General features: G+C 69.2%; 11 protein-coding genes. 7 read left to right on the top strand and 4 right to left on the bottom strand.

Translation table 11 applies throughout. The features are described 5' to 3' along the window. Genes ACIQF0_RS13275 through ACIQF0_RS13265 form a run of 3 tightly spaced genes read right to left on the bottom strand, consistent with a single transcriptional unit; the run spans position 1 to position 3,938 of the window. A complete protein-coding gene (locus ACIQF0_RS13275; protein ID WP_401028677.1) occupies positions 1-1,611 on the bottom strand; it encodes a glycerol-3-phosphate dehydrogenase/oxidase in 1,611 nt (536 codons plus the stop codon). A 25-nt stretch (positions 1,612-1,636) separates the two neighbouring features. Further along, positions 1,637-3,154 carry a glycerol kinase GlpK gene (glpK, locus tag ACIQF0_RS13270; protein WP_360039480.1) on the bottom strand — a complete coding sequence of 506 codons (1,518 nt, stop codon included), beginning with the start codon at positions 3,152-3,154 and terminating at the stop codon, positions 1,637-1,639. A 28-nt stretch (positions 3,155-3,182) separates the two neighbouring features. Beyond that, on the bottom strand, positions 3,183-3,938 hold the full coding sequence (locus ACIQF0_RS13265) for an MIP/aquaporin family protein (protein WP_401028673.1): 756 nt from the start codon (positions 3,936-3,938) through the stop codon (positions 3,183-3,185). A gap of 242 nt (positions 3,939-4,180) precedes the next feature. On the opposite strand from ACIQF0_RS13265, the gene ACIQF0_RS13260 reads away from it, so the two are divergent. Both ACIQF0_RS13260 and glpK (ACIQF0_RS13255) read left to right on the top strand, forming a co-directional pair. Then, positions 4,181-4,945 (top strand): IclR family transcriptional regulator, encoded by a 765-nt coding sequence (locus ACIQF0_RS13260; protein ID WP_360039485.1) that lies wholly within the window; start codon positions 4,181-4,183, stop codon positions 4,943-4,945. 25 nt (positions 4,946-4,970) lie between these two features. Next, positions 4,971-6,464: a glycerol kinase GlpK gene (gene glpK, locus ACIQF0_RS13255; protein ID WP_401029945.1), complete on the top strand. Its 1,494-nt coding sequence runs from the start codon at positions 4,971-4,973 to the stop codon at positions 6,462-6,464. 7 nt (positions 6,465-6,471) lie between these two features. Here the strand turns inward: glpK (ACIQF0_RS13255) and ACIQF0_RS13250 are convergent, their stop codons facing one another. Further along, positions 6,472-7,848, bottom strand: coding sequence for an aminopeptidase P family protein (locus ACIQF0_RS13250; protein ID WP_401029943.1), 1,377 nt, complete (start codon positions 7,846-7,848; stop codon positions 6,472-6,474). Positions 7,849-8,020: 172 nt separating this feature from the next. On the opposite strand from ACIQF0_RS13250, the gene ACIQF0_RS13245 reads away from it, so the two are divergent. From ACIQF0_RS13245 to ACIQF0_RS13225, 5 genes are all read left to right on the top strand, one after another. Beyond that, positions 8,021-8,542 carry a hypothetical protein gene (locus ACIQF0_RS13245; RefSeq protein ID WP_401028669.1) on the top strand — a complete coding sequence of 174 codons (522 nt, stop codon included), beginning with the start codon at positions 8,021-8,023 and terminating at the stop codon, positions 8,540-8,542. Positions 8,543-8,544: 2 nt separating this feature from the next. After that, positions 8,545-9,438: a hypothetical protein gene (locus ACIQF0_RS13240; protein ID WP_401028666.1), complete on the top strand. Its 894-nt coding sequence runs from the start codon at positions 8,545-8,547 to the stop codon at positions 9,436-9,438. A 21-nt stretch (positions 9,439-9,459) separates the two neighbouring features. Continuing rightward, positions 9,460-10,410, top strand: a complete 951-nt coding sequence (locus tag ACIQF0_RS13235) for a LysR family transcriptional regulator (RefSeq protein ID WP_401028663.1) — start codon at positions 9,460-9,462, stop codon at positions 10,408-10,410. A 251-nt stretch (positions 10,411-10,661) separates the two neighbouring features. Beyond that, complete coding sequence (locus tag ACIQF0_RS13230; protein WP_401028660.1) at positions 10,662-12,323, top strand: P-loop ATPase, Sll1717 family; 1,662 nt, start codon at positions 10,662-10,664, stop codon at positions 12,321-12,323. Positions 12,324-12,336: 13 nt separating this feature from the next. Further along, a complete protein-coding gene (locus tag ACIQF0_RS13225) occupies positions 12,337-14,541 on the top strand; it encodes a hypothetical protein (RefSeq protein WP_401028657.1) in 2,205 nt (734 codons plus the stop codon). Positions 14,542-14,571: the final 30 nt, after the last annotated feature.

The raw sequence follows: 14,571 nt of genomic DNA, 5'->3' as shown, positions 1-14,571 counted from the left end.
TCATCTCGCCGCCAACTCCGTGCTAGCCCTATAAGACTCCACAGCAGCAACACGTTCATCAGAAGACCAGCCCAGCGGACCGGCGATCAGGTCAGCGACCTCACCGGCGACCGAAGCACCGAAGTCCAGGTGCTCCATGGCGATCCGCGTCCGCCGCGCGAGAACGTCCTCCAGCCCCAACGCACCCTCGTGCGTCACGGCGTAGACGATCTCCGCCGCCAGATACCCCGCCACCGGTGTGGCCAGCGAGGAGTCCTGCGCGATCAGCGCCAGCACGTCGGACACGGCCGAGCCGTACCGGCGCAGCAGACGCTCCACAGTGGACGTGGGCAGGCCGGACTCCGCAGCGACTCGAGCCCGGTCCGCCCACAGCTCTTGGAAACCGACGGCGCCGCACAACGGCAGCCGGGCGGTCAGCGAAGGCGCCACCGCGCGCCCCAGACCGGACACCGCGGCGTTCACGACGTCGGCGGCCATCACGCGATACGTCGTGTACTTGCCGCCGGCGATCACGAAGAACCCCGGCTCGGGCTCGGCGACGGCGTGCTCGCGGGAGAGCTTCGAGGTGTCACTGGAAGCCCCGGCGAGCAACGGCCGCAGACCCGCGTACGTGCCCACGACGTCGTCCACGGTCAGCGGAGACCGCAGCACGGCGTTGACGTGGTCCAGGATGTAGGAGACGTCTTCAGAGGTGGCGGTGACGTCTTCCGGCGAACCGGAGTAGGGCGTGTCGGTGGTGCCGATGATCCAGTAGGCACCCCACGGGATCACGAACAGCACCGACTTCTCGGTCTGCGTGATCAACCCGCCGTCCAGCTGGATCTTCGAACGTTCCACCAGCACGTGCACGCCCTTGGACATCCGCACGTGGAACGGCGGAGCACCCGGCGACATCGAGTTGAGCGAATCGGTCCACACCCCGGTGGCGCTGATGACCCGCCGCGCCCGCACCACGTGCGTCACGCCGGACAGCTCGTCCCGCACCGAGGCACCGGTGACCCGGCCATCGACTCGCAGCAGAGAAGTCACGCGGGCCCGCGACACCACGGTCGCACCGTGCTGCGCGGCCGTGCGGACCAACGTCGACACGAGCCGGGCGTCGTCCATCTGCGCGTCGTAGTACCGAATCGCGCCAGCGAAGGCGTCGGAGTCCAGCGACGGCCCGACAGCGGCCATCTTGCGACGCGAGAGGTGCCGGTGCATCGGCACGGCCCCGGCGCCGCCGATCGAGTCGTACAACATCACGCCCGCACCGACGTACGCGCGTTCCCACTGCTTCTTCAGCGGGAAGAGGAACGGCACCGGCCGCACCAGGTGCGGTGCGAGCCGGCGCAGCAACAGGCCGCGTTCCTTCAGAGCTTCCCGGACCAGCTTGAACTCCAGCTGCTCCAGGTACCGCAGCCCGCCGTGGACGAGCTTGCTGGACCGGCTCGACGTGCCCGCCGCCCAGTCGTCGGCCTCGACCAGCGCGACGGAGAGGCCGCGCGACGCCGCGTCGAGAGCAGCGCCCGCGCCGACCACACCACCTCCGACGACGAGGACGTCGAACTCCGTGCTGCCCAACGTCTCCAGGGACCGAGCACGCCGAGCCGGATCCAGCCTTGCGAACAACTTCTTCAGCTCCTAAAGAAAGAAGTCAGCGAACGTCGGCGTCGACCCAGTCGAACGACTTGGTGACGGCCTTCTTCCAGTTGCGGTACTCGCGCTCGCGCTCGTCGGACTCGAGTGCGGGCGTCCAGCGCTTGTCCTCGGCCCAGTTGGCGCGCAGCTCGTCGAGCCCCGACCAGTAGCCGACGGCCAGACCGGCGGCGTACGCGGCACCGAGAGCGGTCGTCTCGGCGACGACCGGACGCACCACCGGCACGTCCAGAACGTCGGCCTGGAACTGCATCAGCAGCTCGTTGGCGACCATGCCGCCGTCGACCTTCAGCTCGGTCAGCGGCACACCGGAGTCGGCGTTCATCGCGTCCAGCACCTCGCGGGTCTGGAACGCCGTCGCCTCCAGCACGGCCCGTGCCAGGTGACCCTTGTTGACGAACCGGGTCAGGCCGACGACCGCGCCGCGCGCGTCCGCTCGCCAGTACGGCGCGAACAGACCGGAGAACGCCGGCACGAAGTACGCGCCACCGTTGTCGTCCACCGTCTTCGCCAGCGCCTCGATCTCCGCCGCCGAGCCGATGATGCCGAGGTTGTCGCGCAGCCACTGCACCAGCGAGCCGGTGACGGCGATGGAGCCTTCCAGCGCGTAGACGGGGGCCTCGTCGCCGATCTTGTAGCAGACGGTCGTGAGCAGACCGTTCTTCGAGGCGACCTTCTCGGTACCGGTGTTGAGCAACATGAAGTTGCCGGTGCCGTAGGTGTTCTTCGCGGTGCCCGGCTCGTAGCAGACCTGGCCGAACGTCGCGGCCTGCTGGTCGCCGAGGATGCCCGCGATCGGCACGCCCTTCAGCACCCCACCGGGGCCGCCGGTGCCGTAGACCTCGGAGGAGGACCGGATCTCCGGCAGCATGGACAGCGGGATGCCCATGTCGGAGGCGATCTCCGCGTCCCAGGACAACGTGTCGAGGTCCATCAGCATGGTCCGCGACGCGTTGGTGACGTCGGTCGCGTGCACACCGCCGTTGGGGCCGCCGGTGAGGTTCCACAGCGTCCACGTGTCGGTGTTGCCGAACAGCAGGTCGCCGGCCTCGGCACGCTCACGGGCGCCCTCGACGTTGTCGAGGATCCAGCGGATCTTGGGGCCGGAGAAGTAGGTCGCCAGCGGCAGGCCGACCTTCGCCTTGTAGCGCTCGGCACCGCCGCCGAGCGCGCCGAGCTCCTCGACGATGGCCTGGGTGCGGGTGTCCTGCCAGACGATCGCGTTGTAGACCGGTTCGCCGGTGTTCTTGTCCCACACCACCGCGGTCTCGCGCTGGTTGGTGATGCCGACGGCGGCGAGGTCACCGGTGTTGAGGTCGGCGGTGGAGAGCGCCTGGCCGATCACGAACCGGGTGTTCTCGGAGATCTCCACCGGGTTGTGCTCGACCCAGCCGGCGCGCGGGAAGATCTGCTCGTGCTCCTTCTGGCCCACGGCGACGATGGAGCCGCTGTGGTCGAAGATGATCGCCCGCGTGCTGGTCGTGCCCTGGTCGACGGCGAGAACGTACTGCGACATCGAAGAAGTCCTTTCCGGATGGTCAGCGTCAGAACGCGAGCGAAGCGATCACACCGGCGAGCGCGCCACCGATGAGCGGGCCGACGACCGGCACCCAGGAGTAACCCCAGTCGGAGTCCTTCTCGCCGATCGCCTCACCCTCGGTTCCCTTGTAGCCCATGGGAAGCAGGGCGTGCGCGATGCGCGGGCCGAGGTCGCGGGCCGGGTTGATCGCGTAGCCGGTGGGGCCACCGAGGGAGGCACCGATGCCGACGACCAGCAGTGCGGCGGCCAGCGGGCCGATCTGGGTCGGCGTCTTGCCGAACGCGAGGATGACGAAGACGAGGACGAACGTGCCGATGACCTCGCACACCAGGTTCCAGGCGTAGCTGCGGATCGCCGGGCCCGTGGAGAAGACGGCGAGCTTGAGGCCGTGGTCCGGCGTCTCCTCGAAGTGCGGCTTGTAGGCGAGCCACGCGAGGACGGCACCGAGGAACGCGCCGAGGAACTCACCGGCGAAGTAGATGATCGTCGAGCCGAAGCTGACCGGCACACCAGGTGCGTACTCGGCCGCACCGCTGGTGAGAATGCCCACCGTCACCGCCGGGTTGAGGTGCGCGCCCGACTTGTAGGCGACGTACACACCGGCGAAGACACCGAGGCCCCAGCCGAAGTTGATCAACAGCCAACCGCCGTCGAACCCCTTCGACTTGGCGAGCAGCACGTTGGCCACCACGCCCGCACCCAGCAACAGCAGGACGCCCGTACCGAGCACCTCGCTGAGGAACACTGACCCGAGACCCACGCTGGCCTCCCATTCGTCTTTGAACGGCTGATCACCCCGTGGTGATTGAGGCGGAACGTATGACTGCCTGAACAGCTGTTCAACAGGTGCGGTTCGACAATGTCGACACCTGCGACCACCGAACGTGTGACCGACCGGTCACGCTGCGCGCAGACAAGGCGTTTCAGGCCTGTGTCCAGGCGTGATGCCCGCCCTACCTGTTCGACATTGCCGACACGGGTCGTCTCAATTACGTTTCACGCGTGCCGGGACCCATCCAGTCGATCGAACGCGCCGCCGCCGTGCTGCGGCTGCTCGCGCGTGGCTCCGGCCATCACGGTCTCACGGAGATCGCCGACTCGCTCGGTCTCGCGCGGGGCACCGCGCACGGGATTCTCCGTACGCTGCAACGGGTCGAGTTCGTCGAACAGGATCACGCGACGGGCCGCTACCGGCTGGGCGCCGCCCTCCTGCACCTGGGAACGTCCTACCTCGACGCGAACGAGCTGCGTTCTCGATCGATCAACTGGGCCGACACGCTCGCCTCGCGGTCAGGTCAGGAGGTGCGCATCGGCATGCACCACGACGGCGCCGTGCTCGTCGTGCACCACGTGTTCCGGCCTGATGACTCTGTGCAAACACTCGGCATCGGCGCGATGCTGCCGTTGCACGCCACCGCGCTCGGCAAGGTCCTGCTGGCCTACGACCCGGATCTGTCGGCGGCCGCACGCCGGCGCGAGCTGACGTCGTTGACGCGCAGGACGATCACGCGCACCCAGATGCTGGAGCGCGTGCTGACCGAGGTGCGCGGGCAGGGCTGGGCGGGCGAGGCCGAGGAGTACATGCCGGGTGAGGCGAGCATCGCCGCGCCCATCCGCATCCCCGGCGGCCTGGTGATCGGCGCGATCGGAATTTCGGGCGCGGCGGACCGGCTGTGCGACTCGGCGGGCCGTCCGCGTGCGACGCTGGTGCGTCAGGTCGTGCAGGCCGCGGAATCCGTCACCACTTCGCTTGTCGACGAGAACTGAGGGGCTCGCCGTGCAACGGTACGTAATGGCGATCGACCAGGGGACGACGTCGACGCGCTGCATCGTGTTCGACCAGAACGCCCGCCTCGTCGCGGTCGCCCAGCGCGAGCACCGCCAGTACCACCCGCGACCGGGCTGGGTGGAGCAGGACGCCGTGGAGATCTGGCGCAACGTCGACCGGATCGTGCCGCAGGCGTTGCGGCAGGCGGGGATCACCGCCGACCAGGTCGTCGCGATGGGCATCACGAACCAGCGCGAGACGTTCGTGCTGTGGGACCGGCACACCGGTGTCCCGATCGGACGCGCGATCGTCTGGGAGGACATCCGGACCGAGGAGCTCGTCACCGAGCTCGGGAAGAAACCGGGCCTCGAGGAGGTCCGCGACCGGTGCGGCCTGCCGCTGGCGACCTACTTCTCGGCGCCGTCGCTGCGGTGGATGCTCGACAACGTGGCCGGGCTGCGCGCGAAGGCCGAGCGCGGCGACGTCCTGTTCGGCACCATGGACACCTGGCTGATCTGGAACCTCACCGGCGGCGTCAACGGCGGCCTGCACGTCACGGACGTCACCAACGCGTCGCGGACGATGTTGATGAACCTCTCGACGCGGCAATGGGATCCGATGCTGCTGGAGTTCTTCGGCGTGCCGTCGAAGATCCTCCCGGAGATCCGGCCGTCGACGGAGATCAGCGGTGTCACGACGCGGGTGGTGCCCGGTATCAAGATCGCGGCCGCGCTGGGAGACCAGCACGCGGCGCTGTTCGGGCAGACCTGTTTCGAGAAGGGATCGATCAAGGGCACGTACGGCACCGGCGGCTTCCTGTTGATGAACACGGGGAACGAGCTGGTGCGCTCGAAGCACGGGCTGCTGACGACGATCGGCTACCAGATCGGCGGCGAGCCGGCGTACGCGCTGGAGGGCTCGATCGCCGTCGCCGGATCGCTGGTGCAGTGGTTCCGCGACAACCTCGGGCTGATCCACTCCGCGCCGGAGATCGAGACCCTGGCGCGCACGGTGAAGGACAACGGCGGCTGCTACATCGTGCCGGCGTTCTCCGGGTTGTTCGCGCCGCACTGGCTCTCGCAGGCGCGCGGGCTCGTCGTCGGGCTGACCTCGTACATCAACAAGGGGCACCTGGCGCGGGCCGTGCTGGAGGCGACCGGCTGGCAGACGCGGGAGGTCGTCGACGCGATGAACGCCGACCTCGGCGTGCCGACGCCGGTGCTGAAGGTGGACGGCGGCATGACCGCCGACCACCTGCTCATGCAGTTCATCTCGGACGTGCTGGACATCCCCGTGCAACGGCCGCTGGTCGCGGAGACCGTGTCACTGGGCGCCGCCTACGCGGCCGGGCTGGCCGCCGGGTACTGGCCGGACCTGGAGGGGCTGCGGCGCAACTGGCATCTGGCCGCGCGGTGGAACCCGGCGATGGACGCCCGGCACCGCGAGAACGAGTACGCGAACTGGAAGCGGGCCGTGGAACTCACGTTCGCCTGGGCCCGCTCCACTCCGTCCACTTAGGAACGAGCTACGACCGCTGCTTGCGCACCCAGGCGGCCACGTCGTCGGCCTCGATCGGCAGCGAGTCCGACAGGACGTCCGCCCCGGTCGAGGTGACGACGAGGTCGTCCTCGATGCGCACGCCGATGCCGCGCAGCTCCGGCGGCAGCGTCTCGTCGTTGGGGTGGAAGTACAGGCCGGGCTCGACGGTCAGCGCCATGCCGCGTTCCAGGATGCCCTGCTGGTAGGTCTCCTGGCGGGCGTCGGCGCAGTCGTGCACGTCGAGGCCGAGGAAGTGTCCGGTGCCGCACACGATGTAGCGGCGGTGGTGCTGGCCGAGCGGGTCGAGCGCCTTGTCGACGCTGACGGGCAGCAGGCCCCAGTCGTGCAGGCCCTCGGCGAGCACGCGCATGGCGGTGTGGTGGAAGGCGCTGTAGTCGTTGCCGGGCCGCACTTCCGCGAGCGCGGCGACGTGCGACTTCAGCACGAGGTCGTACACCTGGCGCTGCGGCTCGCTGAACTCGCCGCTCACCGGGAACGTGCGGGTGACGTCGGCGGTGTAGAGGGAGTTCATCTCGACACCGGCGTCGAGCAGCAGCAGGTCGGAGTCGTTCACACGGCCGTCGCAGCGCGTCCAGTGCAGCACCGGGGCGTGCGGGCCGGCGGCGACGATCGAGGTGTAGCCGGGGCCCTTGCCCTCGGTGCGCGCACGACGGTCGAACGTGCCCTGCAGCCAGCGCTCTCCCCCGCCGCGCACGGCCTGGCCGAGTTCCATGGCGACGTCGGCGAAGCCCTTGACCGACGCGTCGACGGCCTGGCGGAGCTGGTCGATCTCCCAGTCGTCCTTGATCCGGCGGAGTTCGGAGAGGACGGTGCGCAGCTCATCGCTGTGCGAACCGGTCAGCGCGTCGAGCAACGGGTCGAGACCCTTGGCGACGAGCGTCTCGGGGTGGCGGCCGCGCAGGGCGTTCGCGAGGTCCTCGATCGGGCGGGCCGTGATGCCGAGGGCCTCGCCCCACTCCTTCGGGCCGGCGGCGGCGCCGATCCAGAACGGGCTGCGGTCGGCGTCGCCGAAGAAGTCGACGCTGTGGGTCTCCGACGGCACCGGAACGAACAGCGTGGCGTCGTCGTCGGTCAGCACCAGCACGGCGCCCTCGACCTGGCAGCCGGTCAGCCACACGAAGTCGCTGTCGGCGCGGAACTCGTGGAACGTGTCGTTGGACCGGACGTGCGCGCGCCCGGCGGCCAGTGCGATCCGCTTGCCCGGCAGCGCCGCCGTGAGCCTGGCGCGGTGAGCCGCAGCCGCCTCGGCCGTGCCGTCCGGGAGGTCGACGGAGCTGTCCCACTCACCCCAGCCGTCGCGGATGTACGTGCGGAAACCGTCCGCGTCCACCAGTTTCGCCATGTCGCGGCGTGTCCGAGCCAATTCGGGTCCTTCCAGAGTTGTCCTTCCTCCCACCCTCCCCGCTGGTGGAGCTGCCCCGCCAATCCCAGTTGACCATAGCTTCGGGCTATGGAAGCGGTGGGTGTATCCACCTGTCGACGGCAGGCCTCATTTTGTAAAGGAGGCATCCGCCATGAACACCCGAACCGTCCTCTGTCTCCTGGCCGCCGCCACTCTCGCCGCCTGCGGCCAGCCGCCGTCACCCGGCACCGCCCAACCGGTGCCGAACACCGAGGTCACGACCACGTCGACCACCGAGGCCACCACCACGACCGACGTCCCTGTTCCCGCGACCACGACGAACCAGCCACCGAAACCGCCGCCACCACCTCCGCCCCGCACCACGACGACCAAGCCGCCGCCTCCCCCGCCGAAACCCCCGGACCGCTGGGTGCTGCCCGCCGGCCTGCGCGGATCCATCGAGCAGCAGACCGGAATCCCGTTCCCCCTGTCCTGGAACACGATCTCCGGCCAGCTCGCGGAGGCCTGCCCCGGCAAGAAGCTGTGCGTCGGCTACACCCTGGTGGTCGACGGGTCCACGGACACCGAGGGCGACTGCAAGGTCGTCCGGGGAGGCATCAAGGTGCCCGATCCGCTGCACGAGGGCGGCAAGATCACGTTCAGGATCACCAACGACCTGTGCTCCGGGGGCTGACCGTGCGCCCGGCCCCAGCCAGGCCGAAGGACGAGGCGCCGTCCAAGGGGTTGCGGGTCTTCGGGTCCCTGCTCGCGCCGACCACCGTGCTGACCGCGCTGCTGTTCTACTTCGGCACCCGGCACGCGACGTTCTTCTGCCAGTGGTTCGGGGTGCACTACTCCGTGCTCGGCCTGTCCGCGCCGGACTACCTGATCCGCAGCTCGGACGGCATGTTCGTGCCGCTGACCGTGCTGGCGGCGGCCGGGCTCGCGGCGTTGTGGGGCTACCGCTTCCTGCACTCCGCCCTGACGCCGAGGACGTGGCGCGCCCTGACCCGGCGCGCCGTTCCGGTGCTGGTGTCGCTGGGCCTCGTGCTCTTGGTGCTCGGGCTCGTCGGCCTGGCGGTGCCCACCCTGCTCTACCCGGTACCCGGACTGCCCGGCGTGTGCGTGGCGCTGGGCGTGATCCTGTTCCCGGCGGCGGAGCACCTGCACGCGACGCGGTCCGGCAGGCGCGTCGCCGGTGTCGTGCCGGTGATCCAGTGGACGTTCACGTTCGTGCTCGCGAGCATCGGCCTGTTCTGGGCGGTCACCGACTACTCGGCGGCCGTCGGGGAGGCCAGGGGCTACGAGTACGAGACGAAGCTCGGCAGCATGCCCAAGACGGTCGTGTTCAGCGCCAAGGACCTCGGGGTCCGCGGGCCGGGCGTCACCACGACCGTGTGCACCGCACCGGACACGGCGTTCAAGTTCCGCTACGACGGGCTGGTCATGGTGCTGCAGTCGAGCAGCCAGAGCGTCCTGTTGCCGAAGGGGTGGAACCGCCGCGACGGCGTGGCCGTCGTGCTGCCCCGCACCGGGGACACCCGGCTGGAGTTCGAACCGGCCGACGCCCAGCGCGACCGCTCCTGCTGATCGCGCGTATAGCCTGGCGCTATGGAACTGGAGATCCGGCACCTGCGGGCGATCTGCGCCATCGGTGACGCGGGCAGTCTCTCGCGGGCGGCGACTCAGCTCGGCATCTCCCAGCCGTCGCTCACCACCCTGTTGCAACGGGTCGAGCGCATGGTCGGCGGCACGCTCTTCGACCGCGGCCGTTCCGGCGCCGCGCCCACCCCGCTGGGCGCGCAGATGCTGCAACGGGCCCGGTTGCTGCTGGTCGAGCTGGAGGCGTTCGGCTCGGACACGGCGGGCCGCGGCGGACCCGTCCGGTTCGGCTCCGTGCACATGGAGTGCGTGGCCGCCCTCTACTCCAGGTTGGAAGAGGTGCTGGACGACGTCACGCTGGTGGTCGATCCGTCGTCGACCGGCCTCGCGCTGGCGCTGGCGAACGGGCACCTGGACGCGGCGGTGATCGCCGTCGACGAGGAGGGTGACCTGGGGTTGCCGCGCGGGGTGGCGCAGCGGGTCGTCGTGCCGTGGGTGCCGGTGTACATCGCTCTGCCCGCCGCGCATCCGTTGGCTCACCGCACTGAGGTGGACCTCGCCGACCTGGCCGGCGATGCGTGGGTCGGACCGCCGGGCGCCGAGGACGGGTCGCTCACGGCGTTGCGCGCGGCCTGCCGGGCGGCGGGGTTCGTGCCGCGGGTCCGGTTCGAAGTGCCGAGCGGTGCCGGCCGTCAGCTGATCGCGGCGGGCAAGGCCGTGCAACTGGTCGAGCCGACGTCGCAGGGTGGTCCAGGGGTGGTCGTGCGGCCGCTGGCGGGCTCTCCGATGCGGATGCGGCTGGTGTTCGCGTGGCGGCGGGATCGGCTGACCTGGAGTCAGGCCAGCCGGGTGTTCGCCGAGGTGCTGACCGCGTACTCGGACCAGGCGCTGGCCAGTCCGGTGCTGCGCCCCTGGTGGCAGTCGATCCAGCCGTCCCTGCGGGCGCAGCTCTCCAGCTGATCCGCGAAATGCCGGAGAAGCGGATGTATTCGGCGACGCCGTGACGCACTCGTCATGAATGCGAGGACTCCTGCCACTCGAGCAGAAGAGATCAGGGACGAGAAATCCACGTCGGCAAGAATGTCCACTTCCACCCGTGGGGCATTGATGCAACCGAGTGACATCAATCCAGAACTGGTCACTTCGGAGTAACGGAATCTCGGGCGGCCGCGAGTCCCTCATACCAGTGCGATACGCCATTTGGGGACGCCGTGGACCAGGACGAAGATCGTCACGCAGACCACCGGGACCGGGACTGGCTGAAACAGGTTCTCACGCCCCAGAATCCTTTCGGTCCCATCGCCACCGAGGAGGTCATCACCCTCGGACGGTCGAATGCGAGCCGGCTCTTCGACCGCAACAACCGCGTGTACGCGCAGGCCGTCGCGGACTCGCCACCGACCTACATCATCGGACGGAAGGGCGCCGGGAAAACCGCGTTCCTGCTCGGGCCGGACGTTCGGCACGAACAGCCGCAGATCGTTCTCCAGACCGAGGACGTCTATCACGAAATGCTGAAGGTCTTCCACGAGTACGACCGCGACCACGAACTGTTCGTGGGCCAGCGAGCCGATCTCTGGCAGGCGCTGTTCGACCACGTCGCCCTGTTCCACGTCTATCGGACCTTCGACGCGGCCGACCCGCAGGACAGTTTGCGCGTCCTCACCGGTTATCTCGGCGACACCGGCCAGGACGAGATGGACGAGTCCAAGGCCGCGACCCAGTTCCTGCGCCGGTTGCGGGCGAACATCAGCAAGTCCCCCGGCATCGGGCTTCACGACGCGATCGAGAACCTGACCCTCGGCCGCACGCCGTTCGCGGGCGCCAAAGCCGTGCTCCGGGCCGTGCTGTCCCGCCGGGAACGACCACCGATCATCGTCATGGACAACCTGGAGGAGCTGCACCTGCGGCTGCGGGAGCTCAGGCCCGTGCTCGCCGGGCTGTTCCGCTGCGTCGGCAGGATGATCTCGTCCCACCCGGACAACCGGCCGTTCGGCGTGCAGGTCTGTCTCCCGTCCGAGCTCTGGGACCGGATCCACGACATCGCGGCCGCGCCGGAGAAGGACCTGCAGGGCCGCTACCTCACCATCTACTGGACCTCGCGGGAGCTGCTGCGGCTTTCCGGCACGAGACTGCGGCTGTTCCTGCACGCCCACCATCCCGACGAGCTGGAGATGCTGCAGCGCCGCGCGGACCTCAACGACGAGTCCGACCCGTCCATCTCGCTGCTCCGCGAGGCACTCCCACCGCTGATCCACAGTGGACTCGACATCGACGAGGACCCTCTCGCGTACCTGCTCCGGCACACACAACTGCTGCCGAGACATCTGATCCAGATCCTCAACAGCGTTTTCAGCAGGCCTGACAGGGGATCGACGCCGTGGAAGGTCACCCCCGTCGCGGTCATCGCCGGCACCAGGCACGCGGAACGGCTGGTGGTGCAGGGAATTCTCAGCGCCTACAAGGAGACCTTCCCGCTGGCCGCGGAAGCGTTGCAGCGTCTCACCGGGCGGCTGGAGATCTCCTTTCCCGCCAGGAGGCTGCACAAGGTCTACAACCAGCAGGGCATCAAGAAGCTGACGGGACTGGAGTTCGACGAGTTCCTGTCCATGCTGTTCACCCTGGGAGCGCTGGGAATCCGGTTCGGGCAGACGGGCCGGTACAACAAGGCCCACTTCCAGTACACGTTCGACTATCCGCTGGTGAGCCAGGAGGAGACCGACCACCTCTGCCTCCACCCGCTGTTCACCCGGTACCTGCTGGAGCGCACCCTTCCGCAGCTGCGCGAGCAGCAGGCCCACGCCACCTACCCGTACGGCTGCGACCCCAAGGGAGAGGACTACCGGGACACCTTCGGCTACCTCGACTCGTGAACGGAGCACCGCGATGCCACTCGCACCACGCCCCAAGAAGCCGTTGCCCAGCGTGGCGGAGGAGTACCTCGACTCCCCGCCCGAGGAACTGCGGGTCGGCATCGCTCTGTCCGGAGGCGGGATCAGGTCGGCGGCGTTCAACCTGGGGGCGCTGCAGGCACTGGAGGAACGGGGAATCCTGTACAAGGCGGAGCACCTCGCCGCGGTGTCGGGAGGCAACTACATCGCCAGCGCGCTCACCCTGTCGGCCGCCCACACCGATCCGGAGTTCCAGAACGGGAAACCCTTGTGGGGCAGGGGTTCTCCGGAAGAACGATATCTGCGCCAGCACACCGACTACCTGGCGCCGGGAGCCGTCGGCAAGCTGTGGATGGCGGCCAGCGTCGTCTACGGGTTCATGGTGAACTACCTGCCGTTCGCCCTGTGCATGATCATCGCGGGCAGGCTGGCCGGGTGGACGCTCGCCTGGCTGGGTCTGCGGCTCTCCGACCTGCACCTGAACGGCCTGCAGCTGCCCGGTTCCACCGTGTTGCGCCTGCTGCTGTGCTGTGGCGCGGTCTGCCTGCTGACCGCGCTCGCCTTCGTCTTCTGGCGAAGACAGGTGAAGGACGACGACCCCGGCAACTACGGCGACTCGCGGGCCGAACGCTATGCCGCGCGGCTGCTCATCACCGCCGGCGTGGTCGTGATCGCCCTGACGCTGCCCGCGCTCGCCGAGCTGTACGGGAACGCGTCGACGGCGGCCCTGTCGTGGATCTTCGACGAGAGCCCCGAGATGTTCCAGACGACACGGGGCCGCATCGCGATCGCCTTCGTGTGGCTCGTGGTGTCGTTGCTGCTCGCCGCTGCCGCTTTGGTGCTGAGCAGGAGACTTCGCGCGCGACGGCTGATGCTCGTGCTGTCGTCACTGGCGGGAGCCGGCCTGCTCCTCGTGCCGCTGTTGTCGTCGCTGGAGCACGCCACCCGTGAGGGGATCGACTCCCCCGCCGACGCGATCGGCCTGACCGCCTACGTCGCGATCGTGCTGGGGATGGCGGTGTTCATGCACAACCGCCGGTACTCCATGCACCTCTTCTACCGCGAGCGGCTGAACAGCGCGTTCGCCCTGAAGCGGACCAGGGACGAGCAGGGGCGGATCGTCGCCGAGCCCATCGCCTACCACGAGAGGCTCTACTTCACCGACTGCGCGACCACGGGCGTCACGCTGCCGAACCTGGTCGTCTGCTGTGCGGTCAACCTCACCACGGACGACGTGCCGGTCGGCCGGTTCGCCGAGTCGTTCACCTTCGAGACCGAGCGCAGCGGCGGCCCGCTCTTCGACTACCGCCCGACCAGGCACCTGGAGCAGCGGGGCGGCCTGCCCGGCACGCACCTCACGCTGCCGTCGCTCATGGCCGTGTCCGGGGCGGCGCTGTCGCCGCTGATGGGCAGGTTCACCTACCCGCCGCTGCGGTTCCTGATGGCGCTGACCAACGTCCGGCTCGGGGTCTGGATCAAGAACCCGCTGCACCGGGACTGGCGGCCGGACGTCGATCAGGAGAGCGCGCCGCGGCCCGGCCGGCTGGTGCGAGCCGCGCGGTCCGTTCGCGCCGGATGGCTGGAGCCGGGCGCGTTGTACGTCCTGCGGGAGGCGCTGGGCGGTGCCAAGTCGGGCCACCGGTACATCTACCTGACCGACGGTGGCCACTGGGAGAACCTCGGCGTCGTCGAGCTGCTGCGCCGCCGCTGCACTCACGTGCTGTGCTTCGACGCCAGCTGCGACCAAGCCGGCGAAGGCCTCGACATCGGCCGTGCGATCGCCTTGGCCCGCAGCGAGCTCGGCGTCGACATCGTGCTGGACCCGCGGCCCGTGCTGCCCGACGCGGAGGGCGTCAGCGCGCAGATGGCGGTCCAGGGCGACGTCACCTACCCGCCTCCCCACCACGTCCAGCCCGCGCAGCTGGTGTACGCCAAGGCGGTCCTCACCCCGGCGTCGAGCTGGGACCTCCACGCGTTCAAGGCACGCGACGGCCGCTTCCCGAACCACTCCACCAGTCAGCAGATGTTCACCGACGAGCAGTTCGAGGCCTACCGGACGCTCGGCTACGAAGCGGGAAGGCAGGCCGCCGATCTGCTGGCCATCCCCGCACAGCTGTTGCGGCGCCCGCCCGCCCACAGCGGCAACGGGCACGGCGATCCCGGCCGTGTATCTGGCGGGGCCACGGCGAACCCGTCGTGAAGGTGAGGACTCGCTGCCACTCGGTTGGTG

The sequence above is a fragment of the Lentzea sp. NPDC092896 genome (assembly GCF_044754905.1).
Taxonomy (GTDB): Bacteria; Actinomycetota; Actinomycetes; order Mycobacteriales; family Pseudonocardiaceae; genus Lentzea.
Note: the sequence above shows the minus strand (reverse complement) of the source record. Positions and strands in the feature narration are given on the sequence as shown.

What these genes read in the sequence shown, in the direction of transcription:
- glpK (WP_360039480.1), bottom strand. Translation starts at nt 3,154, where the DNA reads ATGTCGCAGTACGTTCTCGCCGTCGACCAGGGCACGACCAGCACGCGG.
- glpK (WP_401029945.1), top strand. Translation starts at nt 4,971, where the DNA reads ATGGCGATCGACCAGGGGACGACGTCGACGCGCTGCATCGTGTTCGAC.
- ACIQF0_RS13250 (WP_401029943.1), bottom strand. Translation starts at nt 7,848, where the DNA reads ATGGCGAAACTGGTGGACGCGGACGGTTTCCGCACGTACATCCGCGAC.
- ACIQF0_RS13245 (WP_401028669.1), top strand. Translation starts at nt 8,021, where the DNA reads ATGAACACCCGAACCGTCCTCTGTCTCCTGGCCGCCGCCACTCTCGCC.
- ACIQF0_RS13235 (WP_401028663.1), top strand. Translation starts at nt 9,460, where the DNA reads ATGGAACTGGAGATCCGGCACCTGCGGGCGATCTGCGCCATCGGTGAC.
- ACIQF0_RS13225 (WP_401028657.1), top strand. Translation starts at nt 12,337, where the DNA reads ATGCCACTCGCACCACGCCCCAAGAAGCCGTTGCCCAGCGTGGCGGAG.